23 protein-coding genes, 2 tRNA genes and 3 pseudogenes are annotated in these 26,284 nt (G+C 60.4%); 8 read left to right on the top strand and 20 right to left on the bottom strand.

Annotation, left to right across the window (positions count from 1 at the left end):
* Window positions 1-19: 19 nt before the first annotated feature.
* Both ggt and ACZZZ4_RS04310 read right to left on the bottom strand, forming a co-directional pair.
* Window positions 20-1,851 (bottom strand): annotated as a pseudogene (ggt, locus tag ACZZZ4_RS04315) (gamma-glutamyltransferase).
* 190 nt (window positions 1,852-2,041) lie between these two features.
* Window positions 2,042-2,224 carry a hypothetical protein gene (locus tag ACZZZ4_RS04310; RefSeq protein ID WP_463547313.1) on the bottom strand — a complete coding sequence of 61 codons (183 nt, stop codon included), beginning with the start codon at window positions 2,222-2,224 and terminating at the stop codon, window positions 2,042-2,044.
* A gap of 163 nt (window positions 2,225-2,387) precedes the next feature.
* Between ACZZZ4_RS04310 and ACZZZ4_RS04305 the strand changes: the two are divergent.
* Window positions 2,388-2,724 (top strand): annotated as a pseudogene (locus ACZZZ4_RS04305) (helix-turn-helix domain-containing transcriptional regulator).
* 188 nt (window positions 2,725-2,912) lie between these two features.
* Here the strand turns inward: ACZZZ4_RS04305 and ACZZZ4_RS04300 are convergent.
* A tRNA-Met gene (locus ACZZZ4_RS04300) sits at window positions 2,913-2,989 on the bottom strand.
* 115 nt (window positions 2,990-3,104) lie between these two features.
* On the bottom strand, window positions 3,105-5,162 hold the full coding sequence (locus tag ACZZZ4_RS04295; protein WP_463547312.1) for a methyl-accepting chemotaxis protein: 2,058 nt from the start codon (window positions 5,160-5,162) through the stop codon (window positions 3,105-3,107).
* Window positions 5,163-5,490: 328 nt separating this feature from the next.
* Between ACZZZ4_RS04295 and ACZZZ4_RS04290 the strand changes: the two genes are divergently transcribed.
* Complete coding sequence (locus tag ACZZZ4_RS04290) at window positions 5,491-6,708, top strand: MFS transporter (protein ID WP_463547311.1); 1,218 nt, start codon at window positions 5,491-5,493, stop codon at window positions 6,706-6,708.
* 182 nt (window positions 6,709-6,890) lie between these two features.
* On the opposite strand, the gene ychF is transcribed toward ACZZZ4_RS04290, so the two are convergent.
* The 8 genes from ychF to ACZZZ4_RS04250 all read right to left on the bottom strand — a co-directional run bounded on the left by ychF (window position 6,891) and on the right by ACZZZ4_RS04250 (window position 13,813).
* A complete protein-coding gene (ychF, locus tag ACZZZ4_RS04285; protein ID WP_039761260.1) occupies window positions 6,891-7,991 on the bottom strand; it encodes a redox-regulated ATPase YchF in 1,101 nt (366 codons plus the stop codon).
* Between the two features lie 22 nt (window positions 7,992-8,013).
* Window positions 8,014-8,598 (bottom strand): aminoacyl-tRNA hydrolase, encoded by a 585-nt coding sequence (gene pth, locus ACZZZ4_RS04280; RefSeq protein WP_039761261.1) that lies wholly within the window; start codon window positions 8,596-8,598, stop codon window positions 8,014-8,016.
* Between the two features lie 171 nt (window positions 8,599-8,769).
* Complete coding sequence (locus ACZZZ4_RS04275) at window positions 8,770-9,372, bottom strand: 50S ribosomal protein L25/general stress protein Ctc (protein ID WP_039761263.1); 603 nt, start codon at window positions 9,370-9,372, stop codon at window positions 8,770-8,772.
* Window positions 9,373-9,513: 141 nt separating this feature from the next.
* Window positions 9,514-10,455, bottom strand: coding sequence for a ribose-phosphate pyrophosphokinase (locus ACZZZ4_RS04270; RefSeq protein WP_003171603.1), 942 nt, complete (start codon window positions 10,453-10,455; stop codon window positions 9,514-9,516).
* Between the two features lie 45 nt (window positions 10,456-10,500).
* A tRNA-Gln gene (locus ACZZZ4_RS04265) sits at window positions 10,501-10,575 on the bottom strand.
* 37 nt (window positions 10,576-10,612) lie between these two features.
* A complete protein-coding gene (gene ispE, locus ACZZZ4_RS04260; RefSeq protein WP_122507866.1) occupies window positions 10,613-11,464 on the bottom strand; it encodes a 4-(cytidine 5'-diphospho)-2-C-methyl-D-erythritol kinase in 852 nt (283 codons plus the stop codon).
* A gap of 3 nt (window positions 11,465-11,467) precedes the next feature.
* Window positions 11,468-12,085, bottom strand: a complete 618-nt coding sequence (gene lolB / locus ACZZZ4_RS04255; protein WP_463547310.1) for a lipoprotein insertase outer membrane protein LolB — start codon at window positions 12,083-12,085, stop codon at window positions 11,468-11,470.
* A gap of 3 nt (window positions 12,086-12,088) precedes the next feature.
* Window positions 12,089-13,813 (bottom strand): tetratricopeptide repeat protein, encoded by a 1,725-nt coding sequence (locus tag ACZZZ4_RS04250; protein ID WP_463547309.1) that lies wholly within the window; start codon window positions 13,811-13,813, stop codon window positions 12,089-12,091.
* Between the two features lie 182 nt (window positions 13,814-13,995).
* Here ACZZZ4_RS04250 and hemA point away from each other — a divergent pair, with 182 nt between their 5' ends.
* The 6 genes from hemA to ACZZZ4_RS04220 all read left to right on the top strand — a co-directional run bounded on the left by hemA (window position 13,996) and on the right by ACZZZ4_RS04220 (window position 19,355).
* Window positions 13,996-15,282, top strand: coding sequence for a glutamyl-tRNA reductase (gene hemA, locus ACZZZ4_RS04245; protein WP_016773209.1), 1,287 nt, complete (start codon window positions 13,996-13,998; stop codon window positions 15,280-15,282).
* Complete coding sequence (gene prfA, locus ACZZZ4_RS04240; RefSeq protein ID WP_463547308.1) at window positions 15,279-16,361, top strand: peptide chain release factor 1; 1,083 nt, start codon at window positions 15,279-15,281, stop codon at window positions 16,359-16,361. Before hemA ends, prfA begins: the two co-directional genes overlap by 4 nt.
* Complete coding sequence (gene prmC / locus ACZZZ4_RS04235) at window positions 16,362-17,192, top strand: peptide chain release factor N(5)-glutamine methyltransferase (RefSeq protein ID WP_463547307.1); 831 nt, start codon at window positions 16,362-16,364, stop codon at window positions 17,190-17,192.
* Complete coding sequence (locus ACZZZ4_RS04230) at window positions 17,186-17,941, top strand: molybdopterin-synthase adenylyltransferase MoeB (protein ID WP_039761279.1); 756 nt, start codon at window positions 17,186-17,188, stop codon at window positions 17,939-17,941. Before prmC ends, ACZZZ4_RS04230 begins: the two co-directional genes overlap by 7 nt.
* The gene (gene murI, locus ACZZZ4_RS04225) at window positions 17,934-18,725 is read left to right on the top strand and encodes a glutamate racemase (RefSeq protein ID WP_463547306.1); all 792 of its coding nucleotides are present in this window, start codon (window positions 17,934-17,936) and stop codon (window positions 18,723-18,725) included. Before ACZZZ4_RS04230 ends, murI begins: the two co-directional genes overlap by 8 nt.
* A 111-nt stretch (window positions 18,726-18,836) precedes the next feature.
* On the top strand, window positions 18,837-19,355 hold the full coding sequence (locus ACZZZ4_RS04220) for an acyloxyacyl hydrolase (protein ID WP_024014291.1): 519 nt from the start codon (window positions 18,837-18,839) through the stop codon (window positions 19,353-19,355).
* Window positions 19,356-19,489: 134 nt separating this feature from the next.
* On the opposite strand, the gene ACZZZ4_RS04215 is transcribed toward ACZZZ4_RS04220, so the two are convergent.
* From ACZZZ4_RS04215 to phrB, 8 genes and pseudogenes are all read right to left on the bottom strand, one after another.
* Window positions 19,490-19,795: a YkgJ family cysteine cluster protein gene (locus tag ACZZZ4_RS04215; RefSeq protein WP_039761282.1), complete on the bottom strand. Its 306-nt coding sequence runs from the start codon at window positions 19,793-19,795 to the stop codon at window positions 19,490-19,492.
* A 52-nt stretch (window positions 19,796-19,847) separates the two neighbouring features.
* On the bottom strand, window positions 19,848-20,339 hold the full coding sequence (locus tag ACZZZ4_RS04210) for a DUF2878 domain-containing protein (RefSeq protein ID WP_129997682.1): 492 nt from the start codon (window positions 20,337-20,339) through the stop codon (window positions 19,848-19,850).
* Window positions 20,332-21,596 (bottom strand): annotated as a pseudogene (locus tag ACZZZ4_RS04205) (class I SAM-dependent methyltransferase). Before ACZZZ4_RS04205 ends, ACZZZ4_RS04210 begins: the two are co-directional and overlap by 8 nt.
* Window positions 21,583-22,398, bottom strand: a complete 816-nt coding sequence (locus ACZZZ4_RS04200) for a DUF1365 domain-containing protein (protein ID WP_463547305.1) — start codon at window positions 22,396-22,398, stop codon at window positions 21,583-21,585. Before ACZZZ4_RS04200 ends, ACZZZ4_RS04205 begins: the two are co-directional and overlap by 14 nt.
* Window positions 22,395-23,642: an NAD(P)/FAD-dependent oxidoreductase gene (locus tag ACZZZ4_RS04195; RefSeq protein ID WP_129997679.1), complete on the bottom strand. Its 1,248-nt coding sequence runs from the start codon at window positions 23,640-23,642 to the stop codon at window positions 22,395-22,397. Before ACZZZ4_RS04195 ends, ACZZZ4_RS04200 begins: the two co-directional genes overlap by 4 nt.
* A complete protein-coding gene (locus tag ACZZZ4_RS04190; RefSeq protein WP_129997678.1) occupies window positions 23,639-24,421 on the bottom strand; it encodes an SDR family NAD(P)-dependent oxidoreductase in 783 nt (260 codons plus the stop codon). Before ACZZZ4_RS04190 ends, ACZZZ4_RS04195 begins: the two co-directional genes overlap by 4 nt.
* On the bottom strand, window positions 24,418-24,840 hold the full coding sequence (locus tag ACZZZ4_RS04185) for a nuclear transport factor 2 family protein (protein ID WP_039761293.1): 423 nt from the start codon (window positions 24,838-24,840) through the stop codon (window positions 24,418-24,420). Before ACZZZ4_RS04185 ends, ACZZZ4_RS04190 begins: the two co-directional genes overlap by 4 nt.
* Window positions 24,833-26,278 (bottom strand): deoxyribodipyrimidine photo-lyase, encoded by a 1,446-nt coding sequence (phrB, locus tag ACZZZ4_RS04180; protein ID WP_463547304.1) that lies wholly within the window; start codon window positions 26,276-26,278, stop codon window positions 24,833-24,835. The genes ACZZZ4_RS04185 and phrB overlap by 8 nt, the downstream gene beginning before the upstream one ends.
* Between the last annotated feature and the right edge of the window lie 6 nt (window positions 26,279-26,284).

Below are 26,284 nucleotides of genomic sequence, written 5' to 3'. Positions count from 1 at the left end.
CCTTTTTCAATGCAGTGTTTCAGTCCCCCAACGCTTCTCCCTCACGCCGAGGATCGGCACCCCCGTCAAGGTCGCTTTGCCCTGCGCATCCTTCACCCGCACGATCGCCTGGGTACCGCTGGTCATGTCGATTTCGCTGAGCGTGTGGCCCTTGTCCTTGAGTGCCTGAATCAGCGCCGGGCTGAACTGTCCCTGTTCCAGTTCGGTGGGGCCATTGCGGCTGCCGAAGTTGGGCAGGTTGATCGCACTTTGTGCATCGAGGTTCCAGTCGAGCAGGCCGATGGTGGTTTTCGCCACGTATTCGATGATCTGCGAGCCGCCGGGGGAGCCGACCGTGGCGACAAATTCACCGGTGTTGCGATCAAAGATCAGCGTCGGCGCCATCGACGAGCGTGGGCGTTTGCCCGGTTCGACGCGGTTCGCGACTTTCTGCCCGTTCTCTTCGGGGATGAACGAGAAGTCGGTCATCTGGTTGTTCAGCAGAAAACCTTGAACCATCAGGTGCGAGCCGAACGCGGCTTCGATGGTGGTGGTCATCGACACGGCGCCGCCGAGATCATCCACCGCGACCACTTGCGAGGTCGAGATGCGCAACGGCGAGCGGTCCGGTGCGTAGGCAACCTGTACGCCCGGCGGTGTGCCCGGTTTGGCGCTGCCCATGCTGCGCTCGCCGATCAGACTGGCGCGGCTGGCCAGGTAGGCAGGATCGAGCAACCCTTTGACCGGCACCGGTACGAAGTCGGTGTCGGCCACGTATTGCGCACGGTCGGCATAGGCCAGACGTTCAGCCTCGGCGATCAGATGCACCGCTTGCGGCGCCGGTTCGATGCCGGCCGGCCTGTTGGTGTTCACTGGTTTGAGCGGCGTCAGCGACAGGCGTGGGTCGCGAGTCTCCAGCGCCTGCAATGTGCCGAGAATCTGCGCCACGGCGATCCCGCCTGACGACGGTGGCGGCATGCCGCAGACCTGCCAACGCTTGTAGTCGGTACACAGCGGCGCGCGCTCCTTGGCCTGATAACGCTGCAAATCGGTCAGCGACAGGCTGCCGGGGTTGGCGTGCTGTTGAACCACGGCGACGATCTCTTCGGCGATCGGACCTTTGTACAGCGCATCGGCACCTTCGCTGGCGATACGTTTGAATACGGCCGCCAACTTCGGGTTTTGCAGGCGCGTGCCGACAGCTTTGACGCTGCCATCCTCATTGAGGAAGTACGCAGCCATGTCTGGCGACTGGCGTATCAGAGGATCGGCAGTCAGCAGCGAATGCAGGCGCGGGGAAATCGCAAAGCCTTGTTCGGCCAGTTTGATCGCCGGCTCAAACAGCTTCGCCCATGGCAAGCGACCGTGTTGCCGATGCGCCAGCTCCAGGGCGCGCAATACCCCGGGCGTACCGACCGAGCGCCCGCCGATCTGCGCTTGCGTGAAAGCCATCGGTTTACCGTCAGCCTTCAGGAACAGCTTCTCGGTGGCCCCGGCCGGCGCCGTTTCGCGGCCGTCATAGGTGCGCACCTGCTTGCCATCCCACAACACAATCATCGCCCCGCCACCGATCCCGGAAGACTGCGGCTCAACCAGCGTCAACACCGCCTGCATCGCAATCGCCGCATCAATCGCCGAACCACCCTCACGCAACATCTCCCGCCCGGCTTCGGCCGCGAGTGGATTGGCAGCAGCGGCCATGTGCCTGTTGGCGTGACGGGTTTGCAGATCAGTGCGATAGCCGGATGCAGCTTCCGGTGCCAGCGGCAACGAAGAAGAGGGCGGGGCGTTGCATGCGTTGAGGGTCAGAGCGCTGACAAGCAGTGTCAGGGCTGGCAGGCGAAAGCGCTTCAAGGGCTGGGCTGGAAACACGCGGGCTCTCCGTCCGTGGGGTAAAAGTCTTGGGGGACTTTATCGAGCGGGCGGGTGGGGTGCAAACTGCGTGAGGATTACAGCACTCCCGCTCAGCGGCCGCGCCAATCGATTGGCCGAAAACGATGCCCTTGTGGGAGCGAGCCTGCTCGCGAAAGCGGTAACTCGGATGGTGCGATCTTCTTGGTTCTTAGTCGGTGTGAAGCGTGCCGTCGGCCATTTTGCTCGGCAGAATTTCCAGCACGAACACGCTGGCCGGCCCGCCGGCGCCACGGATGGCCCTGTTCAGGCGCTGTTGCAAAAAAACGCCGCCGGCCAGACGTCCCAAAGCCAGGTGGGCACCTATCGCCGTCGCGACCGCCGGATTTCTCATACAGATTATTCAGGTCGACAGCCTACACGGCGTTGCCTGAGGATGGTTTCTGTACGGTTCCCAGGAGGGGCTTCACTTTTGCTGGGCGGTGGAACAAAACAAAGGCAGCAACACGACATCGATCAATCAAAAGAAATCTAAAAGGCGCTGAAGAGGTAGCTCAATGAAAAGCGTAAGCAATCACGAGGACAGTGTTCTCGAAATGCTGCGCACGGACGAGAATGTCGCTCTCGAATATCTCGTTGCAGCATTGGAAGAAATTGATGAAGAGGGCGGTGAGTCTGTGTTTCTCACCGCGGTGCGACGTGTGGTGGAAGCGAGAGGCGGTTTTGCCGCTGTCTCCAATGCAACCGGACTCAATAGAGGCAATCTTCCGCCAATTTTCAGCAGATGGGAACCCAGGCCTTTCTACGCTACTGAAGGTGCTGTCTGCTGTGGGGCTCGGTTTGTCGAAGGTGGTCGCTCACAGTCAGGATGATCAGGAACACACAGCAGCGTGATCCACCGTGGTAATAAGAAGCCCGGCTCGATGTCGGGCTTTCTGATTTTTTCCCTGCGGAATTTCTCTGATGGGGGAACGTGGAATTGATCCGCTGACATTAAGCGGTAGGTTGCGAGTGAAGCAGAGCGCAACTTTTCTCGAGGCATAAAAAAACGGCCTACCTTTCGGTAAGCCGTTTTTAGTACTTGGTGGCTACACAGGGACTTGAACCCCGGACCCCAGCATTATGAATGCTATGCTCTAACCAACTGAGCTATGTAGCCAAGTGGCGCGCATTATTCCCCTGAAATGGCAAAGCGTCAAGCGTAAATCGAAAATATTTCTTCCTGTTTTCAACCGCTTATCCTCCAGCCCCGAAAATCGGGGCCGGGGAGGGCGTCAGCGCAGTTGGAATCTGGCGGTATTGGCGCTCAGGGCTTCGCTGCCCTGGCTCAAGGTGTCGGCCGCGAGGTTCACCGCCCGTGCGCCTTCAAGCAAACGCACCGCCGCTTGATCGACCTGCTGGATATTGCCGCTGACTTCGTCGGCGGTGCTGGCCTGTTCTTCAACCGCCGTGGCGATTTGCGCCAGGGTGTCGGTGACGCTCTGTACGGCGCTGGCGATTTCTCCCAAGCGTTCGCCGAGTCCGGTGACCGCCTCGGCATCCGATTGCGCCTGGCCGCAGGCGGCTTCCATCAGGCTCACCGCTTCGTTGACCGTCGCGCGCAGGCTGTCGACGGTGCCAGCGATCTGCGCGGTGGACGATTGCGTGCGTTGCGAGAGGCTGCGCACCTCGTCGGCGACCACGGCAAAGCCGCGACCCTGTTCGCCGGCGCGGGCGGCTTCGATGGCGGCGTTGAGCGCGAGCAGGTTGGTCTGCTCGGCGACGCCGCGAATCGTGTCCACTACCAGTTGAATCTGTTGGCCTTGCTCGCTGACCCGGCCGAGCGCGGCGGCAGTGTCGTTCAGGCGCTGATTGAGCTGCTGAATGCTGGCCGTGGTGCGCTGGCTGTCGCGGCTGCTGTCGGCGGCGATGCGCCGGGTCTGCTGGGCGCTGCCGGAGGCCTGTTCGCAACTCTGCGCGACGCCTTGCGAGGTGGCGGCCAGTTGTGTGGCGGCAGCGGCGATCTGGCTGATCTGCAACTGCTGCGCCTCGACTTCGCTCAGGGCGCCGCTGGAGTGTTGGTTGAGGCTCCGCACCGCGTTGCTCAACTGCGAGGTCTCGTGGTCGACGCCAAGCATGCTGCTGCGCAGTTGCACCACAGCGACGTTGAGCGCGGTGCTGATCGCTGCCAGCTCATCGCGCCCCACCACCGGCACTTGCAGGCTCAGGTTGCCGTCGCGCAAAGCTTCGGCGAGTAGGGTGATGCCGCTGGCGCTGCGGCGGATCGAGGCTTGCAGGCAAACGAACAGGTACAACGCGGCCAGCAGCAGGCAACCGAAGATTGCGGCGACAAGAATGAACTGGCGGATCGCCGAGCTGTAATACGCATCGAGCCGCTGATCCAGCGCGACCAGGGATTGCTGGCGCAGGGACGCGAGGTCGGTGAGCAGCGCGTCGAGGCTGCGTTCGAAGTCTTCCGGCTTGAGGTTGATGCTGCCGCCGAACACACCGTCGTCGAGGACTTTCAGGCCGCTATCGAGGTGTTTCAGGCTGTCGTGATACTGACCGGCCCAGGCTTGCAGCTCGACTGGCAGACGCGCCTCCAGCAGGCCGGCGGTTTTCACCAGTTGCTCGCGGGCGTCGCCGATGCGGCTGCGCAGGTCGCGCAACTGCAAGCGGCTCTGCAGGGTGAACTGCCCGGAGACCACCGAAGCCTGGCCGACTGCGGCGAGACGCCCGACCCGCTCGATCAGGTCAGGTGCGTGTTGCGTGGAAATCTGCGTCAGCAAGTAGGTTTCCAGCCACGGCGCTAGGGTCAGGCGATTATCCATGACGATCTGCTCGCGCAAGGCTTGCAGCGCGCCCAGGGCATTGGTGAAGCGGTCGTAACCGTCCGGCCACCAGCCAACGCTGCTGAGACTTTTCGAATCCAGACCATTGAGTGCGGTTTGCAGCGCCTGATAGCGCGCGAGGATTTCGTCCTCGGCGCCTTGCTGGCTCAGTGCATTGCCCAACTCCGTGGTGGCTTGCAGCACCGCCGGTTGCACGCCGTCGAAGGCAGCCATGGCGGCGAGGGTGGCCGGTGTCGGCTGACGATTGGTCTCGGTGGCGCGCCAGCGGGCGGCGCGGTCGCGTTGCGCGGCGAGCAGGTTGTCCAGCGCATCCAGCGCGAGCAATTGACGCACACCGGCACGTTCGCCGGAGATCAGATTGAGCTTCTCGCGATAGTCATGGCCGATCATCAACAGGCTGCCGGCCAGCGGCAGAATGAACAGCAGAAACAATAATTGGAATTTACCTGCGAAGCCAAACCGCCCCAGCAATTTGATCCCCGGTGAAAGGAAAGCCTGCATGCCTCATGACTCCTCTGGACACCACGCACCATTGGCGTGCATCGCGAACCTTTGGGCTGCGACCTGTGCCCTCTAAAAGGCCTCGAAAGTTCACCCATGCCCGCTCTGTAGGCCGGCTCTGTAGCGAAACTTCCCATTGTCGAGCGCCTTTGTAAGGCGATCGTGTTCAAGGGCAGAAGCAAGGCAAGATTCAGACCATGGCGTTGCGCTATCACCGTTCGCTCGACGACCAGTTAGTTAGCTGCCTAAGGGGATAGCGCGAGCGCACCGAAAAATGGCACATTGACGCACCTGCCTGCGGGCACTCATCTGCTGTCCGGAAATTTTCATGGCTATCAGCAACGTTCAGACCGCCGCTGCCTCGGCGACCGCTGCTCCGCAAAGCAGCCCCTTGGTGATGCGCATCATCGGCGCGGTGGCGCTGGCGCATTTGATCAACGACCTGATCCAGTCGGTGCTGCCTTCGATCTATCCGATGCTCAAGGCCAACTACGGCCTGACGTTTACCCAGGTCGGCCTGATCACCTTGACCTTCCAGTTGACCGCGTCGCTGTTGCAGCCGTGGGTCGGTTATCACACTGATCGCCACCCGAAACCGTGGCTGTTGCCGGCGGGCACGGTGTGTACGTTGATCGGCATTCTGATGATGTCGGTGGTCGGCAGCTTCCCGATGATTCTGCTGGCGGCGGCGCTGATCGGCATTGGCTCGTCGACCTTTCACCCGGAAGCCTCGCGTGTTGCGCGTCTGGCTTCGGGTGGACGCTTTGGCCTGGCACAATCGACCTTCCAGGTCGGTGGCAATGCCGGCTCCGCGTTCGGCCCGTTGCTGGCGGCGGCGATCATCATTCCCTTCGGCCAGGGCAATGTGGCGTGGTTCGGTCTGTTCGCGGTGTTTGCGCTGTTTGTGCTGTACCGCATCAGCCGCTGGTACGCCAACCACCTGAACCTGTTCAAGCTCAAGGCCGGCCAGGCGGCGACGCACGGCTTGTCGAAGGGCAGGGTGACCAGTGCGCTGGTGGTGCTGGGGCTACTGGTGTTCTCCAAATATTTCTACATGGCCAGTTTCACCAGCTACTTCACCTTCTACCTGATCGAGAAGTTCGACCTGTCGGTGGCCAGCTCGCAGCTGCACTTGTTCCTTTTCCTGGGCGCAGTGGCGGCGGGGACGTTCTTCGGTGGACCGATTGGCGACAAGATCGGGCGCAAGGCAGTGATCTGGTTTTCCATCCTGGGGGTGGCGCCATTCACCTTGATCCTGCCGCATGTCGATCTGTTCTGGACCAGCATTCTCAGCGTGGTGATCGGCTTCATTCTCGCCTCGGCGTTCTCAGCGATCGTGGTGTACGCGCAGGAACTGGTGCCGGGTAATGTCGGGATGATTGCCGGGATTTTCTTCGGCCTGATGTTTGGTTTCGGCGGGATTGGCGCCGCGCTGCTCGGGCATCTGGCGGATGTGCACGGGATTGAGTACGTGTATTTCCTGTGCTCGTTCCTGCCGTTGTTTGGTGTGTTGGCGATCTTCCTGCCGCGTACTAAAAAGGCGTGATCAGACGAATCGAACTGTGGGAGCGAGCCTGCTCGCGAATGGGTGGGTCAGTTGACGAATGCTTAGCTGACACGCCGCATTCGCGAGCAGGCTCGCTCCCACAGGGAAATGTACGCAGTCACTGAATTTCAGGCACAAAAAAGCCGCGTATCAAACGCGGCTTTTTCTTGCCCGGCTGTTGCTTAGACGTTGAAACGGAAGTGCATCACGTCGCCGTCCTTGACGATGTAATCCTTGCCTTCCAGGCGCCATTTGCCGGCTTCCTTGGCGCCGGCTTCGCCCTTGTACTGGATGAAGTCGTTGTAGGCGATGACTTCGGCACGGATGAAGCCTTTTTCGAAGTCGGTGTGGATCACGCCAGCGGCCTGTGGTGCGGTGGCACCGACCTTGACGGTCCAGGCGCGGACTTCTTCGACACCGGCGGTGAAGTAGGTCTGCAGGTGCAGCATTTCGTAGCCGGCGCGGATCACGCGGTTCAGGCCAGGCTCTTCCAGGCCCAGAGCCTCGAGGAACATGTCCTTCTCTTCGCCGTCATCGAGCTCGGCGATCTCCGCTTCGATCTTGTTGCACACCGGAACGACCATGGCGCCTTCTTCTTCAGCGATGGCCTTGACCACGTCCAGGTGCGGGTTGTTGTCGAAACCGTCTTCGGCAACGTTGGCGATGTACATGACCGGTTTGGTGGTCAGCAGGTGGAAGCCCTTGATCACTGCCTTTTCGTCAGCGCTCATGTTCTTCATCAGGCTGCGTGCAGGCTTGGCTTCGGTGAAGTGCGCGATCAGTTGCTCGAGCAGCGCCTTCTGAACCACAGCGTCCTTGTCACCGCCCTTGGCGTTGCGCGCGACTTTCTGCAGTTGCTTCTCGCAGCTGTCGAGGTCGGCGAAGATCAGTTCCAGGTCGATGATTTCGATGTCGCGTTTCGGGTCGACGCTGTTGGAAACGTGAATCACGTTGTCGTCTTCGAAGCAGCGCACGACGTGAGCGATAGCGTCGGTTTCGCGGATGTTGGCCAGGAACTTGTTGCCCAGGCCTTCACCTTTCGAGGCGCCGGCGACGAGGCCAGCGATGTCGACGAATTCCATGGTGGTCGGCAGGATGCGCTTCGGATTGACGATGGCTGCCAGAGCTTCCAGGCGCGGATCTGGCATCGGCACGATGCCGCTGTTCGGCTCGATGGTGCAGAAGGGGAAGTTCTCGGCCGCGATACCGGATTTGGTCAGGGCGTTGAACAGGGTGGACTTGCCGACGTTAGGCAGGCCGACGATGCCGCAATTGAATCCCATGGTGTTTCCCCTCGGGTAAAAGTCAGGCCTTCTGGCTGTGCAGGTTTTTCATCGCGCGGTTCCATTCCCCGGCGAGGATATCCGGCAGCACGCCGAGGGCAAAGTCGATGCTGGCATCGAGTTTTTCCTGTTCGGCGCGTGGCGCACGACCCAGGACGAAATTTGAAACCATACTGGCAACGCCCGGGTGGCCGATGCCAAGCCGCAGGCGGTAGAACGTATTCTGATTGCCCAGTTGCGCAATGATGTCGCGCAACCCGTTGTGACCGCCATGACCGCCGCCCTGCTTGAGCTTGGCAACGCCCGGAGGCAAGTCGAGTTCGTCATGCGCCACGAGGATTTCTTCAGGCTTGATGCGGAAGAAACCGGCGAGTGCCGCCACGGCTTGGCCGCTGCGGTTCATGTAGGTGGTGGGAATCAGCAGACGAACATCCTGACCCTGATGCGAGTAGCGCCCGGTCAGGCCGAAATATTTGCGATCGGCCACAAGAGTCACATTCTGTGCGTGGGCGATGCGCTCAACAAAAAGGGCCCCTGCGTTATGCCGGGTCTGTTCGTATTCAGCGCCTGGATTTCCCAGGCCAACGATCAGTTTGATGGCAGTCACGATAGGGGCCCTTCCTTGGAGTGGTGGATAACATCGCCGCGATCAGGGAAAGCGGCGAAAGTGGACGAAAAATGCTCATTTACCATGGATGTAAACTCCGCGTTCTCGCCCGCTTTCTCGCTACGTTCCAGTCCGCGATGTTACTTGCTCACTCCGGCATGACAGAGTGAATTACTCTGCTGCGCCTTCTTCGGTAGGTTCTGCAGCTACACGTGGAGCGTGGACGTTGGCAACAGCCTTGTCATCGCCGTGTGCCAGAGCAACGAACTCAACACCTTTAGGAGCTTTGAGGTCCGACAGGTGAATGATGGTGCCGATTTCTGCTTTCGACAGGTCGACTTCGATGAACTCAGGCAGATCTTTTGGCAGGCAGGAAACTTCGATCTCGGCAACAACGTGCGAAACTTCGCCGCCTTTCTTGACTGGAGCTTCTTCGCCAACAAAGTGCACAGGCACGATGGCGGTCAGTTTCTGGCCGGCAACAACGCGTACGAAGTCAGCGTGCATCACGTGGCCTTTGGCCGGGTGACGCTGCAGAGCCTTGATGATGACGTTCTGCTTGGTGCCACCAACGTTCAGCTCGATGATGTGGCTGTAAGCCGCTTCGTTTTCGAGCAGTTTGGCAACTTCTTTGGCCAGCATGCTGATGGATTCAGGGGCTTTGTCGCCACCGTAAACTACAGCTGGAACCAGGCTTGCGAGACGACGCAGGCGGCGGCTCGCACCTTTCCCCAGGTCGGAACGCACTTCAGCATTCAGAGTAAAATCGTTCATTTTGTATCTCCAAAATAGCCATGACCGAGTGGCGTTTGCGACCAGCGCCGAACACGGTATGGGCAAAAAAGCCCCGCCCCGACAGGAATGCCGGGGCGGGGCGCTTTTCGTCAACGAGACATTTCGTGAAGGGCAGGGCCCTTAACGGAACATCGCGCTGATCGATTCTTCATTGCTGATGCGGCGAACCGCTTCGGCAACAACCGGTGCGATATCCAGTTGACGGATACGTGCACAGGCTTGTGCTGCAGCGGACAGCGGGATGGTATTAGTGACCACCAGCTCGTCCAGCACGGAATTTTCGATATTCTCGATGGCCCGGCCCGACAGCACAGGGTGTGTGCAGTAGGCAAAGACCTTGGCTGCGCCATGCTCTTTCAGGGCCTTGGCCGCGTGGCACAGGGTGCCGGCGGTATCGACCATGTCATCGACGAGAATACAGGTACGCCCTTCGACATCACCGATGATATGCATCACTTCAGAGTGATTGGCTTTCTCACGGCGTTTGTCGATGATCCCGAGATCGACGCCCAGCGACTTGGCAACAGCCCGTGCACGCACGACGCCACCAATGTCCGGGGACACGATCATCAGGTTTTCGAAGCGCTGATCTTCAATGTCATCCACCAGAACCGGGGAGCCGTAGATGTTATCTACCGGAATATCGAAGAAGCCCTGAATCTGGTCAGCATGCAGATCAACCGTGAGAACACGGTCGATGCCGACTACGGTAAGCATGTCAGCGACGACTTTCGCGCTGATAGCCACACGTGCGGAACGCGGACGGCGATCCTGACGGGCATAACCAAAATAAGGAATAACAGCAGTGATACGAGTAGCCGAGGAGCGGCGGAAGGCATCAGCCATCACTACCAGTTCCATCAGGTTATCGTTGGTCGGAGCGCAAGTCGGCTGAATAATGAAGACGTCTTTACCGCGAACGTTTTCATTGATCTCGGCTGTGATTTCACCGTCGGAAAACTTGCCGACAGAGATGTCACCGAGAGGGATATGCAGCTGACGTACGACACGCCGAGCCAGATCGGGGTTGGCATTCCCCGTAAAGACCATCATCTTGGACACGCGCAGTACCTAGAGGCTGAGGGTAACCTGGATGAGTAGAGAAAATGGCAGGGGCGGCTGGATTCGAACCAACGCATGGCAGGATCAAAACCTGCTGCCTTACCGCTTGGCGACGCCCCTGTATCTGTTGCTTTCAAGTGCCGGGCACTTGATTCCTTTAGAGCAGACTTTGCAGCTTGCGATGCAACATCGAAACGTTGCTTCCTTTCGCTACAAACCCTGTAAGGGTCTCTGTCAGAAGGGCCGAGACTTTATCAGCTTCAGCTTTGCTTGGGAAGCCCCCAAACACACAACTTCCAGTTCCGGTGAGCTTTGCTTCGGTAAATTTACCTAACAAATCCAATGCGTTACGTACCTCTGGATAACGCCTTGCTACCACCGGCAAGCAGTCATTTCGACTGTTTCCCTCGGGAACGGGGCGCACTTTAATGGGCGGTGTGTTACGTGTCAACAAAGGATCGGAAAAAATTTCTGCCGTACTAACAGCGACTTGCGGCACGAGCACCAGATACCACGGTTCTTCGGGATCGACCGGGGTCAGTTTCTCACCGACGCCCTCGGCAAACGCCGCGTGGCCGCGGACGAAAACCGGCACATCGGCACCGAGTGACAAGCCCAGTGCGGCGAGGCGATCTTCATCCCAGCCCAGTTGCCAAAGATGATTGAGACCGAGCAGGGTCGTCGCCGCGTTCGAACTGCCGCCACCGATGCCGCCGCCCATGGGCAGGACTTTGTCGATCCAGATGTCGATGCCGAGCGCGCAGCCGGACTGTTGCTGCAACATCTTCGCTGCGCGCACGATCAGGTTGCTGTCGTGGGGCACGCCGGCGAACTCGGTGTGCAGTTGAATCACGCCGTCATCGCGCACGGCGAAAGTGAGTTCATCGCCGTAATCGAGGAATTGAAACAGCGTCTGCAACTCGTGATAACCGTCTTCACGGCGACCGAGAATGTGCAGCATCAAGTTGAGTTTGGCCGGCGAGGGCAGGGTCAGGCGTGCAGCGGTCATGCGTTATTGCCCCAACTTGCGCGGTTGCCAGGTCTTGATCACCAGCGTCACGTCGAGGTCGGTGCCGTGCAGCTTGATGCGTTCGGGCAGCCAATAACCATTCTGTTCGGTGTAGGCGGTGTATTCGACTTTCCAGCCGTCCTGCTCAAGGCTGGCCAGACGACTGTCGGCGTCCAGGTTCAGACGACTTTTACTTTCCGGAGCTGGCAGGCCACGAACCCACCAGGCCAGATTCGACACCGGCAATTTCCAGCCGAGCTGTTCTTCGAGCAGCGCTTCAGGTGATTGCGATTCGTAGCGGCCCTGGTTGGCAACTTCCAGCGACACCTTGCCCGGACGCCCGGTCAGGCGTGCCGCGCCACGACCCAGCGGGCCGGACAGGCGAATGTCGTAATAGTCCTGCCGCTGCAGCCAGAACAACGTGCCGCTGCCGGAATCCTTCGGCGCGTGGATGCCGATCTTGCCGTCGATCTGCCAGCCATCGAGGCCGGTCAGTTGCTGTTTGTTAGCCGCCCACTGGGCCGGGCTGCCGTGGCCCTCGACCGACTCGCGAGTGCCGAACCCCGAGCAGCCGGCGAGCAGGGCGATGAAGCTGAAAACAATAACGTGGCGCAAAAACATGGGTTAAAGAGTCTCGGATCCGGTCAGGCGCTTGATGGTGCTGCGCAGAATGGTGCTGTCGGGTTGGTCCTTGAGGAACTTGCCCCACACTTGTTTGGCTTCGCGTTGATTGCCCTTGGCCCAGAGGACTTCGCCAAGGTGCGCGGCGACTTCGTGATCAGGAAAACGCTCGAGCGCCTGGCGCAAGTATTTCTCCGCATCATCCAGATTGCCCAAGCGGTAGTTCACCCAGCCAAGGCTGTCGAGAACTGCCGGGTCTTCCGGGTTGATCTGGTGCGCCTGCTCGATCAACGTTTTCGCTTCAGCGTAGCGGGTGGTGCGATCGGACAGGGTGTAGCCCAGCGCATTCAGCGCCATGGCATTGTCCGGATCGCGCTTGATGATCAGGCGCAGGTCTTTTTCCATCTGCGCCAGGTCATTGCGTTTTTCCGCGAGCATGGCCCGGGTGTAAAGCAGGTTGAGATCGTCCGGATATTTCTGCAGCGCTTGTTGCAGGATTTTCCAGGCTTTGTCGTCCTGTTTATTGGCCGACAGGCTTTCCGATTCGATCAGGTAAAGCTGGATTGCGTAGTCCGGCTGCTCGTCACGCTCGGCCGCCAGTTTGCTCTGCGCTTCGGCGGTCTTGCCGTTGCTCATCAGGATATCGGCCTGACGCAGCTGTGCCGGCAGATAGTCATTGCCCGGGCCGACCTGGGCGTATTCGATGAGCGCGCCTTGCGGGTCGTTGCGCTCTTCGGCAATCCGACCGAGGTTCAGGTGCGCCGAATCGACGTGGCTTTCGCGAGCGATCAAGTCTTCCAGATAACCCTTGGCCTCATCCCACGCCTTGGCTTCCAGGCACACCAGCGCCAGCGAGTAACGCAGTTCATCGTCTTCCGGGTATTGCTGAACAAGGGTGGAGAACTCGGCTTTGGCGTCGTCCATGCGGTCCTGTTCGACCAGCATGCGCGCGTAAGTCAGGCGCAGGCGTTTGTCTTCCGGGTATTTCCTGATGTTTTTCTGCAACAGCGGCAGCGCTTCGTCGCCACGGTTAAGCAACTGAAGCAGGCGCGCGCGCAGCAGGATGGGAGCGATCTCGCCATCTTCCGGCGGATTGTCTTCAAGCAGAGTCAGCGCACCTTGATTGTCGCCGTCCTGCTGCAACAGCAGAGCCTTGCCGAAAATCAGCTGGTTGTTGTTCGGGTGACGCTGGAGCAAACGGTCGAAGCTTTTCATCAGACCGTTGCGGGTTTCCTGATCGGTGTCGGCGGCCGACAGCGCGAGGAAGTCAAAATGGGTGTCGCCCTTGCCCTGCAGGACTTTCTCCATGTAGACCATGGAGTCGTCGTAACGCCCGGCGCGGGCCAGTTGCACGGCGGCGGCGCGTTGCGCTTCGAGGTCGTCCGGAGCATTGCGGGCCCAGATGAGCGCGGTGTCGAGGGCCGGTTGATCGGCGCCCAGATACTCGGCGATGCGAAAAGCACGCTCGGAGACGCCCGGATCCTGGGTGTTGATCGCCTGGGTCACGTAATTGTCCAGAGCAATGTCGAAACGATTGCGCTGGCCGGCGAGTTCGGCGCTCAGCAGGCTGAACACGGTTTCCTCGCTGAACGAGCTGTAAACCTTGGGCTTTTCAGGCGCGGGCGTGGTGTCTTCGGCCGGCGGGGTGCCGTTCGGCGCAACGGGCGCCATGGTCTGGCAGCCGCTGAGGAAGACAAAAGCGAGGAGCAACGCGGAAGATCTATTCATATAGGAAGAGGACGACTAACCTGCGGTCGGATCATCATGACACAAGCCTTCGGCCAAACATAACCGAGACTCAATTGTGGCCATTATAGGGGCCGACAATTGGGACAATAGTCAGCGGTAGTTGTTCTGAATCTTTCGAAGTAGGACAATTGCCGGCTTCACGTCACCACCAGCGACCTTGAATGGCCTTCCTTGCACTCGGTATTAACCACAAGACTGCTTCAGTAGACGTCCGCGAGCGCGTGGCCTTTACCCCTGAGCAGCTGGTTGAGGCCTTGCAGCAGCTCTGCCGACTGACCGACAGCCGCGAAGCCGCGATCCTCTCCACCTGCAATCGCAGTGAGCTTTATATAGAACAGGATCAGCTTTCGGCGGACGTCGTGCTGCGCTGGCTGGCCGATTATCACCATTTGAGCCTCGATGAGCTGCGCGCCAGTGCCTATGTGCATGAAGACGATGCGGCTGTTCGTCACATGATGCGCGTCGCCTCCGGGCTCGACTCGCTGGTGCTGGGCGAACCGCAGATTCTCGGTCAGATGAAATCGGCCTACGCCGTAGCCCGTGAGGCCGGCACTATCGGGCCGTTGCTGGGGCGGCTGTTTCAGGCCACCTTCAATGCCGCCAAGCAGGTGCGTACCGATACTGCGATTGGCGAAAACCCGGTGTCGGTGGCGTTTGCCGCAGTGAGCTTGGCGAAACAGATTTTCAGCGATCTGCAACGCAGCCAGGCGCTGCTGATCGGTGCCGGCGAGACGATTACGCTGGTCGCGCGCCATTTGCATGAGCTGGGAGTCAAGCGCATCGTCGTCGCCAACCGCACGCTGGAGCGCGCCAGTCAGTTGGCCGAGCAGTTCGGCGCCCACGCGGTACTGCTCTCGGACATTCCGGCGGAGCTGGTGCGCAGCGATATCGTCATCAGTTCGACCGCCAGCCAGTTGCCGATTCTTGGCAAGGGCGCGGTGGAAAGTGCGCTGAAGCTGCGCAAGCACAAGCCGATCTTCATGGTCGACATTGCGGTACCGCGCGATATCGAGCCGGAAGTCGGCGAACTCGACGACGTTTACCTGTACAGCGTCGATGATCTCCACGAAGTGGTCGCCGAGAACCTCAAGAGCCGTCAGGGCGCTGCACAAGCGGCGGAGGAAATGGTCTCGGTCGGCGCCGACGATTTCATGGTGCGCCTGCGCGAACTGGCGGCGGTCGATGTGCTCAAGGCCTATCGTCAACAGAGTGAACGCCTGCGTGACGAAGAATTGCAGAAGGCCCTGCGTCTGCTGGCCAACGGTGGCAACGCCGAAGATGTGCTCGGGCAACTGGCCCGTGGCCTCACCAACAAACTCTTGCATGCGCCCAGCGTGCAGTTGAAAAAGCTGTCTGCCGAAGGCCGCCTCGATGCGCTGGCCATGGCCCAGGAACTCTTCGCCCTTGAGGGCTCACCGGATAGTTTTTCGGATAAAAAACCGCAATGAAAGCGTCACTGCTCAACAAGCTGGACATTCTCCAGGACCGTTTCGAGGAACTGACCGCGCTGCTCGGCGACGGTGAAGTCATTGCCGATCAGGCCAAATTCCGCGCCTATTCCAAGGAGTACGCCGAACTCGAGCCGGTAGTGGCCGCGTATAAAAAGCTGCTCGGCGTACAAAGCGATCTCGAAGGCGCGCAGGCGCTGCTCAAGGACAACGACCCGGACATGCGCGAAATGGCCGTGGAAGAAGTTCGCGAAGCCAAGGAGTTGCTGGTCACGCTGGAATCCGACCTGCAGCGCATGCTGCTGCCGAAAGATCCGAATGACGGGCGCAACGTCTTCCTCGAAATTCGCGCCGGCACCGGTGGCGACGAGGCGGCGATTTTCTCTGGCGACCTGTTCCGCATGTACTCGCGCTATGCCGAGCGGCGTGGCTGGCGTGTCGAAATCCTCTCGGAAAACGAAGGCGAACATGGTGGCTATAAAGAAGTCATTGCGCGCATCGAAGGCGACAACGTTTACGGCAAACTGAAATTCGAGTCCGGCGCGCACCGTGTACAGCGTGTACCCGCCACCGAATCCCAGGGCCGTATCCACACTTCAGCCTGCACAGTCGCGGTATTGCCCGAGCCGGACGAGCGCGAGGCCATCGAGATCAACCCGGCGGATCTGCGCGTCGACACGTTCCGCTCCTCCGGCGCTGGTGGTCAGCACGTCAACACCACCGATTCGGCGATCCGCATCACCCATATCCCGACCGGCACCGTCGTTGAATGCCAGGAAGAACGTTCCCAGCACAAGAACCGTGCCCGGGCGATGGCGTGGTTGTCGGCCAAGCTCAATGATCAGCAAAACGCAGCGGTAGCCAACGCGATTGCCAGCGAGCGCAAGTTGCTGGTCGGTTCCGGCGATCGATCCGAGCGCATCCGCACCTACAACTACGCCCAAGGCCGGGTCACCGACCATCGCGTCAACCTGACCCTGTATTCGCTGGATGAAATTCTCGCCGGTGGCGTCGAGGCGGTGATTGAGCCATTGCTGGCCGAGTATCAGGCAGACCAACTCGCAGCGATAGGTGAATAAATGACCATCATCGCCAGCCTGTTGCGCGCTGCCGAGCTGCCGGACTCGCCCACTGCACGCTTGGACGCTGAACTGCTCCTCGCCGCCGCACTGGGCAAGTCGCGCAGTTTTCTGCACACCTGGCCCGAGCGCATCGTGCCGAGCGAGGCTGCGCTGACCTTTGCCGAATATTTGCAACGGCGGCGTAGCGGTGAACCGGTGGCCTACATTCTCGGCCAGCAGGGTTTCTGGAAACTCGATCTGGAAGTCGCGCCGCACACGCTGATCCCGCGCCCGGACACCGAGTTGCTGGTGGAGGCAGCCCTTGAGTTGCTGCCTGCAACCCCGGCCAAGGTCCTCGATCTCGGCACCGGCAGTGGCGCGATTGCGTTGGCTTTGGCCAGCGAACGTCCGGCGTGGAAAGTCACCGCCGTCGATCGCGTGCTCGAAGCCGTGGCCCTGGCCGAACGCAATCGCCAGCGTCTGCACTTGAACAACGCCACGGTGCTGAGCAGCCATTGGTTCAGCGCCCTTGAAGGCCAGCGCTTTCATCTGATCATCAGCAACCCGCCATACATTGCCGCCGCCGATCCGCATCTGGTAGAGGGCGATCTGCGTTTCGAACCGGCCAGTGCACTGGTCGCCGGTGAAGATGGCCTCGACGATTTGCGCCTGATTGTTGCGCAGGCGCCGGATCATCTTGAAACCGGCGGCTGGCTGATGCTCGAACACGGCTATGATCAGGCCGAAGCCGTGCGTGATCTGCTGCTCACTCGTGGCTTTGAAGAAGTCCACAGCCGCACCGATCTGGGCGGCCATCAACGCATCAGTCTGGGGCGCCTGCCGTGCTGAATGATCAGGAATTGCTGCGCTACAGCCGGCAGATTCTGCTGCAACACATCGACATCGACGGGCAGCTGAAGCTCAAGGCCAGCCGCGTGCTGATCGTCGGCCTTGGCGGTCTCGGCGCGCCGGTGGCGTTGTATCTGGCGGCAGCGGGCGTCGGCGAGTTGCATCTGGCGGATTTCGACACGGTCGACCTGACCAACCTGCAACGACAGATCATTCACGACACCGACAGTGTCGGCATGTCCAAGGTCGATTCGGCGCTCAAGCGTCTTGGTGCGATCAATCCCGAAATTCAATTGATCGCCCATCGCCAGGCGCTGGACGAGGATTCTCTCGCCGCAGCGGTGGCGGCGGTGGATCTGGTGCTCGATTGCTCGGACAATTTCTCTACGCGTGAGGCGGTTAACGCCGCCTGTGTTGCCGAGCGCAAGCCATTGGTCAGCGGCGCGGCCATTCGTCTGGAAGGGCAGCTGTCGGTGTTCGACTCACGGCGTGCCGAGAGCCCTTGCTATCACTGCCTGTACGGACACGGCAGCGAAGCCGAGCTCACGTGCAGCGAAGCGGGTGTGGTCGGGCCGCTGGTCGGTCTGGTCGGCAGCTTGCAGGCGCTGGAGGCGTTGAAGGTGCTGGTCGGTTTTGGCGAGCCGCTGGTGGGGCGGCTGTTGCTGATCGACGCCTTGGGCTCGCGCTTCCGTGAACTGCGGGTCAAGCGCGATCCGGGCTGCAGCGTCTGTGGCGCCCGCCATGCGTGAAGCGCCAATCGGCGTGTTCGACTCCGGGGTCGGCGGCTTGTCGGTCCTCGGCGAGATCCAGCGTTTGCTGCCCAACGAATCGCTGCTTTACGTCGCCGATTGCGGACACATTCCCTACGGCGAAAAGACCCCGGAATTCATCCGCCAGCGTTGCAGTGTGATGGCCGGGTTTTTCCGCGAGCAGGGCGCCAAGGCTCTGGTGCTGGCGTGTAATACCGCGACCGTGGCCGGTGTTGCCGACTTGCGTCGCGATTTTCCCGACTGGCCGATTGTCGGCATGGAACCGGCGGTCAAGCCGGCCGCAGCGGCGACCCGTAGCGGCGTGGTTGGCGTGCTGGCAACGACAGGTACGTTGCAGAGCGCCAAGTTTGCCGCTTTGCTCGATCGCTTTGCGGCTGACGTAAAAGTCATCACTCAGCCCTGCCCGGGGCTGGTTGAGCTGATTGAAAGTGGCAACCTGCACAGTCCCGAGTTGCGCACGTTATTGCAGGGTTACGTCACGCCTTTACTGGCTCATGGCTGCGATACGATCATCCTCGGATGCACCCATTATCCTTTTCTCAAGCCGTTGCTAAGGTCGATGATCGCCGACGATATCACCCTGATCGATACCGGAGCTGCCGTGGCCCGACAGCTGCAACGGCTGCTGGTCGAGCGTCATCTGCTGTCACAGGGGCCGAGCGTGCCAGTGAAATTCTGGACCAGTGCTGATGCGCAATCCTTCAGAAAAATCCTACCTCTGCTGGGCCAAACTGCGTCGAATGTGCAAAACTTCGACTTGTAAAAAAAATGTGAAATAACTCGAAATACGCTGAACTTCTGACCACGCGCAGATTTCTATAGCGACAGCAGCAACTAAAAACCAAACGATCGTTCCGGAAAAGGAAGTTTCAAAGTGAAGCGACTATTCTGCTTGGCCGCGATTGCGGCCGCACTGATGGGGCAAAGCATTTCTGCACAAGCCGCTGGCGTTGAATTCGCCGTCGGCGGTACCAGCGATTCGACAATGACGTATCGCCTGGGCATGAATTTCGACTGGGACAAGAGCTGGCTGCAGAGCGACGTCGGTCGCCTGACCGGCTACTGGAGCGGTGCCTACACGTACTGGGAAGGTGACAAGACTTCCAGCAACAACAGCCTGTCGTTCTCGCCTGTATTCGTTTACGAGTTTGCCGGTCAGTCGGTCAAACCCTACGTTGAAGCGGGTATCGGCGCGGCGTTCTTCTCCAACACCGAATATGAGAGCAACAAGCTGGGCGGGTCCTTCCAGTTCGAAGACCGCATCGGTTTCGGCCTGCGCTTCAATGGCGGCCACGAAGTCGGCATCCGCGCCACGCACTACTCCAACGCCGGCCTGTCCAGCGACAACGATGGTGTAGAAAGCTACGCGCTGCATTACACGATGCCGCTGTAATCCGCCGCTACGCGGAACCAACGTGGGAGCGAGCCTGCTCGCGAAAGTTGAGTGTCAGTCAATTCAAATGGTGGCTGACACACCGCTTCGCGAGCAGGCTCGCTCCCACAGTTGTTTCTGCGTTGTCAAAAAAATCAGCGGTAGGCTGTGGCAATACCCCGGCGTTCTTCGATGCACTCCGGCGCGCCCATTTCGAACTCGCGGCAGATCAGCGGGCGGCGTTCGTAGATCGTGCACATCATGCTGTCGCGATCCAGCGCGGCGCACCAGCCGTCGTCCAGACGCAGCATTACTTCACCGCCCCATTCATCGGTATCGATAAAGCGATCAGGCACGCCGGTGTCGGTGATCAGCATCACTTCGAGCTGGCAGCAGCATGCCGCGCAGGTCGAGCAGGTGACGGCCGGTTCTTCGACTTGTGTGAGGGGGATGGTTTTCATGGCGGCAGTGTAAGGCAGTGATCGCTGTGGGTGTGAAAGCGCTGACGGACGCTCACGGCACCAGACGCCGCGCCATCAAATGCAACAACGGAAACAGCCCTGCCCAGAGCAGCCCGATGACGATCAGCGTCGACACTTCGCCGTATGGAAATTGCACGCCGGCCAGTCGTCCGCCGCCGTAGTAAGACAACGCACCGCCCACCGCACCAAGTGCGCTGGCCAGCCACCATGGCCGTGCGCTCCAGGCCAGACAATGACGCAATGTGGTGGCGAGCAGCGCCCAGAGCAGCATCAGCCACAACGGAATCAACGGAGACGCATCCGCAAAGCGGAACACGCCGAGCTGACGCAAAACGCTGTCCACCGCCGTGCCGACAATCACCACGCACAAGATCAAACGGCCTTCCTCCGCCCAACTGCTGATCCAGCGCAGATGAATCACCAGCGTCGCCAGTGCAAGTAACAGCCACAAACTGTTGCCGCCGAGCACGCAGGCGAGCCAGCCGAGCTGAAACAAGAGGGCATTGGCGACACGCTCACGCATCGAAGCGCCCGAGCAGCGGCGCGGTCATTGCCGCCGGTTTCGCCAGCAACAGTTGTGCGGTGCCGATGGTGCGCTCCAAAAACCGCCCTCGCAGTAGCACAGGTAGAACTCCCACAAACGCAGGAAATAATCGTCGTAGCCCAGTTCGCTCAGGCGGCCCTGGGCGAGGCGAAAGTTCTCGTGCCACAGGCGCAATGTCTTGGCGTAATGCAGACCGAAATCTTCCATGTGCAGCAGGTTCATGTCGGTTTCGCGGCTGACCACATCGAGCATCTTGTGCACCGAGGGCAGGGCGCCGCCGGGGAAGATGTAGCGCTGGATAAAGTCGACGCTGCGCTTGGCCTGTTCATAACGTTGCTCGCGAATGGTGATCGCCTGGAGCAGCATCAGGCCGTTGCTTTTGAGCAACTGCGCGCATTGCTTGAAGTAGGTCGGCAGGAACCGATGGCCGACCGCTTCGATCATCTCGATCGACACCAGTTTGTCGTACTCGCCGCTGAGGTCGCGGTAATCCTTGAGCAGCAAGGTGATGCGGTCCTGCAAGCCCAATTGTTCGATGCGTTTGGCAGTGAACGCGAACTGCTCTTTCGACAGCGTCGTAGTGGTCACGCGGCAACCGTAATGCTGCGCCGCGTACAGCGCCATGCTGCCCCAACCGGTGCCGATTTCCAGCAGGTGATCGCTGGGCTTGAGCGCGAGTTTCTGGCAGATGCGTTCGAGTTTGTTCAGTTGCGCCTGTTCCAGAGTGTCGCTCGGCGAAAGGAACTGGGCGGCGGAATACATCATGGTCGGGTCGAGAAACTGTTCGAACAGTTCATTGCCGAGGTCGTAGTGCGCCGAAATATTTTTCTGCGAGCCTTTACGCGTGTTGCGATTGAGCCAGTGCAAGCCTTGCACGAACGGCCGGCCCAGACGCGCCAGGCCACCTTCCATGGCATCGAGTACATCGAGATTGCTGACGAACACGCGCACCACAGCCGTCAGGTCCGGCGAGCTCCAATAGCCGTGGATGAATGCTTCGCCGGCGCCGATCGAGCCGTTGCTGGCGACCATGCCCCACAGGGCTGGATCAAGCACGTGAACCTCACCGAGCAAAGCACTGCCCGGGGTGCCGAAAAGCATTTGTTCGCCATCCTCAACGACCATCAGTTGTCCGTGTTTGAGCTGCGCCAATTGGCGCAACACGCCGCGCCGCAGCAGCGTGCCGGTCAAACCGTTGGTGCTGAAGCGACTGAGCGGCAGGCTAGAGGATTTCATGGTGCGGCTCCTTCGGAGGCACGGTGGCGGTTTTAAAGCTGCCGTCGGCAGCCTGATGAGCGAAGATCGGCGCGCGCTTGAACAGCAGTCGCAGCGCTTGCCAATAAATCGCCAGAGCGGTTTTTGCGGTCATCCACGGGAAGCGCCGCAGGTAGCGATGCAGGCTGCGACGATCGAGCGGTTCGCGGCGCAGATTGAGCGTGGCGTCGAACAGTTTCTCGTTGCCCTGCCAATCGGCCATGTGCACGCCAAGGCTTTGCGCAGCGGGGCTGAAGCTCATGCGGTATTCGAGGTCGCGGGGCAGAAACGGCGAGACGTGAAACGCCTTGGCCACAGCGAAATGCTGATGGAAATCCACCAGGCTGGTCGGTGTCTGCGCCGGCAGCACATAGTGATAACGCTCGCGCCACGGCGTGTTGGTCACTTCACAAACGATCGCCGCCAGTTGCCCGTCGGCTTCATGGCAATAGAAGAAACTCACGGGATTGAACGATAGCCCCCAACTGCGCGGCTGCGTCAGCAGGCACACCGCGCCTTGTGGCTCATGACCGATGGCTGCACCGACCTGCTGGCGCACCGCGTCGATCAGGCGCATGCCCTTGCCGGTGAAGGCTTTCAGGTAATCGGTTTCGCGAAACGAGAACGGCGCGAAACGACTGCGCCCCGCCAGCGGCGACAAGGCCAGCACGGCGTCCTGTTCGCTCAGGTCGAGGTAGAGCAAACCGATGCGGTAGCGGAATTCGTGGCGGCGCGGCGAAAAACGTCGGTGGCCGATAACGCCGCTGTACAGAGCGCTGTTCACAGGGTTTCACCGAACGCGGCGGCGACGCGCAAGCCGCTGACCACGCCATCTTCGTGAAAACCGTTGGCCCAGTAGGCGCCGCAATAATGCGTGTGCTGCTCGCCATCGAGTTCGCCCCAACGGTTTTGCGCGGCCGCTGCGGCGAGGGTGTATTGCGGGTGGGCGTAGGTATAGCGGGCCAGCACTTTATCGGGGCTGATCCCGGCGGTCTGGTTGAGGCTGACGCAGAACGTGGTGTCGCTTTCGATGCCCTGCAGGATGTTCATGTTGTAGGTGACCGCCGCGCGCGTATGGCCGGCGCCCCCGAGGCGATAATTCCAGCTGGCCCAGGCCAGTTTGCGCGTCGGCAGCAGGCGCGTGTCGGTGTGCAGCACGACATCGTTGTCGGCGTAGAGCAGGGCGCCGAGAATCGAGCGCTCGGCGTCGCTCGGGTTGGCCAGCAGGTTCAGCGCCTGATCGCTGTGACAGGCGAACACCACTTTGTCGAAATGTTCGAGGCCGGCCGGGCTGTGGATAACTACGCCGTGCTCGTTGCGCTCGACGCGCTTGACTGGGCAGTTCAGGCGGATCCTGTCGCTGAACGAAGCGGTCAGCGGCGCCACATAGGCACTGGAACCGCCTTCAATGACCTGCCACTGCGGCCGATCACTGACCGACAACAGGCCATGATTCTTGAAAAAACGCAGGAAAAACTGCAGCGGGAAATTGAGCATTTCCGCCATCGGCATCGACCAGATCGCCGCGCCCATCGGCACGATGTAATGCAGGATGAAACGCTCGCCGTAGCCGCCAGCCTTGAGGTAATCATCCAAGGTGGTGTCGGCGGCGATGCGCAGTTCGATCAGGTCGCGCTGGGCTTCTTTATTGAAACGCAGAATATCGCGCAGCATGCCCCAGAAACCCGGCGACAACAGATTGCTGCGCTGGGCGAACAGACTGTTGAGGTTGTTGCCGTTGTACTCCACGCCAGTGTCGGGGTCGGTTACCGAAAAGCTCATTTCGGTCGGCTTGAACGCCACGCCAAGCTGGTTGAGCAAGCGGATGAAATTCGGGTAGGTCCAGTCGTTGAACACGATGAACCCGGTATCGATGGCGAACGATTGCCCGGCCACGCTCACCGGTACGGTGTGGGTATGGCCGCCGACCCAGTCACTCGCTTCGAACACGGTGATGTCGTGGCGGCGGTTCAGCAGGTAGGCGCAGGTGAGCCCGGCGATACCGCTGCCAATTACGGCGATTTTCATATCGGGTCCCGCTGCGGAGGGTTCTTGCGCACCATGCGTTTGCCGATCGCCAGTTGCGCGCGAGCGGGCAGCTTGGACAGCGGCCACAGCGCGGCCATGAACAGCCCCGGGAAGGCAATTTCCAGCGGCCGGTCCTTGAGTTTGGCGAAGATGTGCCGCGCCGCTTTATCCGCAGGCCAGCTCAGTGGCATCGGGAAATCGTTCCTCTCGGTCAGCGGCGTTTCGACAAAACCCGGGCTGATGATGGTGACTTCAATGCCTTCATCCGCCAGATCGATGCGCAGCGATTCGAACAGGTAACGCAGCCCGGCCTTCGATGCGCCATAGGCTTCGGCGCGAGGCAGCGGCAGGTAAGTCACCGAACTGGCCATGCCGACCAGATGCGGCGCCGTGCCTTTGCGCAGCAACGGCAGGGCGGCTTCGATGCAGTAGCTGCTGGCGAGCAGATTGGTGCGCACCACGTGCTCGATGATCGACGAATCGAACTGCCGCGCATCGACATATTCACAGGTGCCGGCGTTGAGAATCACGCTGTCCAGCGCCCCCCAGGCTTCGCTGATCTGCTCACCGATTTCGCGCACGGTCTGACTGTTGGTCAGATCGCCGGGCACCACCAGCACCTGGCCAGGATAGCGCTGGGACAAGACTTTCAGCGGCGCGGTCGAGCGCGAGCTGACCGCCAGATGCGCGCCGCTTTTCAGAATGTCCTCGCACAATGCTGCACCGATGCCACTGCTGGCGCCGGTCAACCAATACCGCCGTGGAGGTGTACGACTCATCCCATTCTCCTTTTCAGCCAGGCAATCACCCGGCCCAATATTGGCAAGTGTTCATAAAGCAGCGCCCCGGCATCGAAATAATCCCGATGGCGATAAACCTTGTCGCGCCAGAGCAGGTGCGAACAGCCACCGACCCTGATTTCCCGGCCCTTGGCCAGACGCGGATGGCGATAACTCATGACCCAGCGCAAGTAACCTTCACCGTCGCTGATCTGGTCGAAACCATGAAAATCGAAACGCAGATCGCTGACGTTGGCGTACAGCTCACTGAAGTAATCCTGCAGTTGTGCCAGGCCCTGAACTTCGTGCAGCGGATCGGTGAAATGAATGTCGTCGCTGTACAGCTCGCCCAAGCGATGCAGGTTGTCTTTGTTCAACCCGGAAAACTCGCGGGCGAAGCTGCGCAGGAAGTCACTCATCGCTGCCGCCGACAGGCTGGCGCGATGGCAGGTTCTTGAACGCGCTCAATGCACGCTCGCGTGAGGCGCTCAGATTGACGATCGGCGCCGGATAATCGGCCACGCCGAACAGCCCACCGGCGGCCGCCGGATTGTGTACTTCCTTCTTGTTGAGCCCGGCCAGTTCCGGCAACCAGTGCTTGATGAACACGCCTTCGGCATCGAATTTTTCCGACTGGCTCAACGGGTTGAAGATACGGAAGTACGGAGCCGAGTCGGTGCCGGTCGACGAGCTCCACTGCCAGCCACCGTTGTTGGCTGCCAGATCGCCGTCGATCAGGTGGCGCATGAAAAAGCGTTCGCCCTCGCGCCAGTCGATCAACAGATTTTTGGTCAGGAACATCGCCACGACCATGCGCAGGCGATTGTGCATCCAGCCGGTTTCCAGCAGTTGACGCATGGCCGCGTCGATGATCGGCAGCCCGGTGCGAGCTTCCTGCCAGGCCTTGAGTTCCTCCGGCGCATCGCGCCAGGCCAGCGCCTCGGTTTCCGGGCGGAAGGCGCGATGGCGCGAGACGCGTGGATAGCCGACCAGAATGTGTTTGTAGAACTCGCGCCACAGCAGCTCGTTGATCCACGTCACCGCGCCGACCTTGCCGCTTTCGAATTCGCCCTGATTGCTTTGCAGCGCGGCGTGCAGGCACTGGCGTGGCGAGATCACCCCGGCGGCGAGGTAGGCCGACAACTGGCTGGTGCCGGGTTTGGCCGGGAAGTCGCGTTCGCTGCGGTAGTAGTCGATCTGCGCATCGGTGAAGGTGTCGAGCCGGCGTCGCGCCTCTTGCTCGCCGGCCGGCCATAAGGCGCGCAGGGATTCGCTCGGCGTGGCGAAGCCTTTGACCGCCTCCGGAATCGCATCGCTGGCAATATCCAGCGCGGCCTGTTTGCCCGGTGCTTTGACCAGCGCCGGCATCGAGCGATGCAGGCGTTCGTAGCAGACCTTGCGGAACTGACTGAACACCTGGAAGTAGGTGCCGGTCTTGGTCAGCACTGTGCCGGGTTTGAACAGCAACTGATCCAGGTAACTGTGGAATTCGATGCCCTCGGCCTGCAACGTTTCGGCCACGGCTTCATCGCGGCGGCTTTCGTGAACGCCGTATTCCTCGTTGACGTGCACCGCCTCGATCTTCAATTGCCGGCAGAGCTTGAGCAGTTCTGCTGGCGCCTGATCCCAATGCAGCGCGCTGCGAATCAACAGCGGGATGTTCAGCGCGCCGAGGCTTTGGCTCAGTTCGCGCAAATTGCGCAGCCAGAAATCCACTTTGCACGGCGCATCGTCGTGCTCCAGCCATTGCTGCGGACTCAACAGATACACCGCCACGGCCGGGCCGCGAGCTGCGGCGGCCGCTAGGGCAGTGTTGTCATGTTGGCGCAGGTCGCTGCGCAGCCAGATCAGTTGCATGTGATT

The organism is Pseudomonas sp. AC252 (assembly GCF_979258105.1).
Note: the sequence above shows the minus strand (reverse complement) of the source record. Positions and strands in the feature narration are given on the sequence as shown.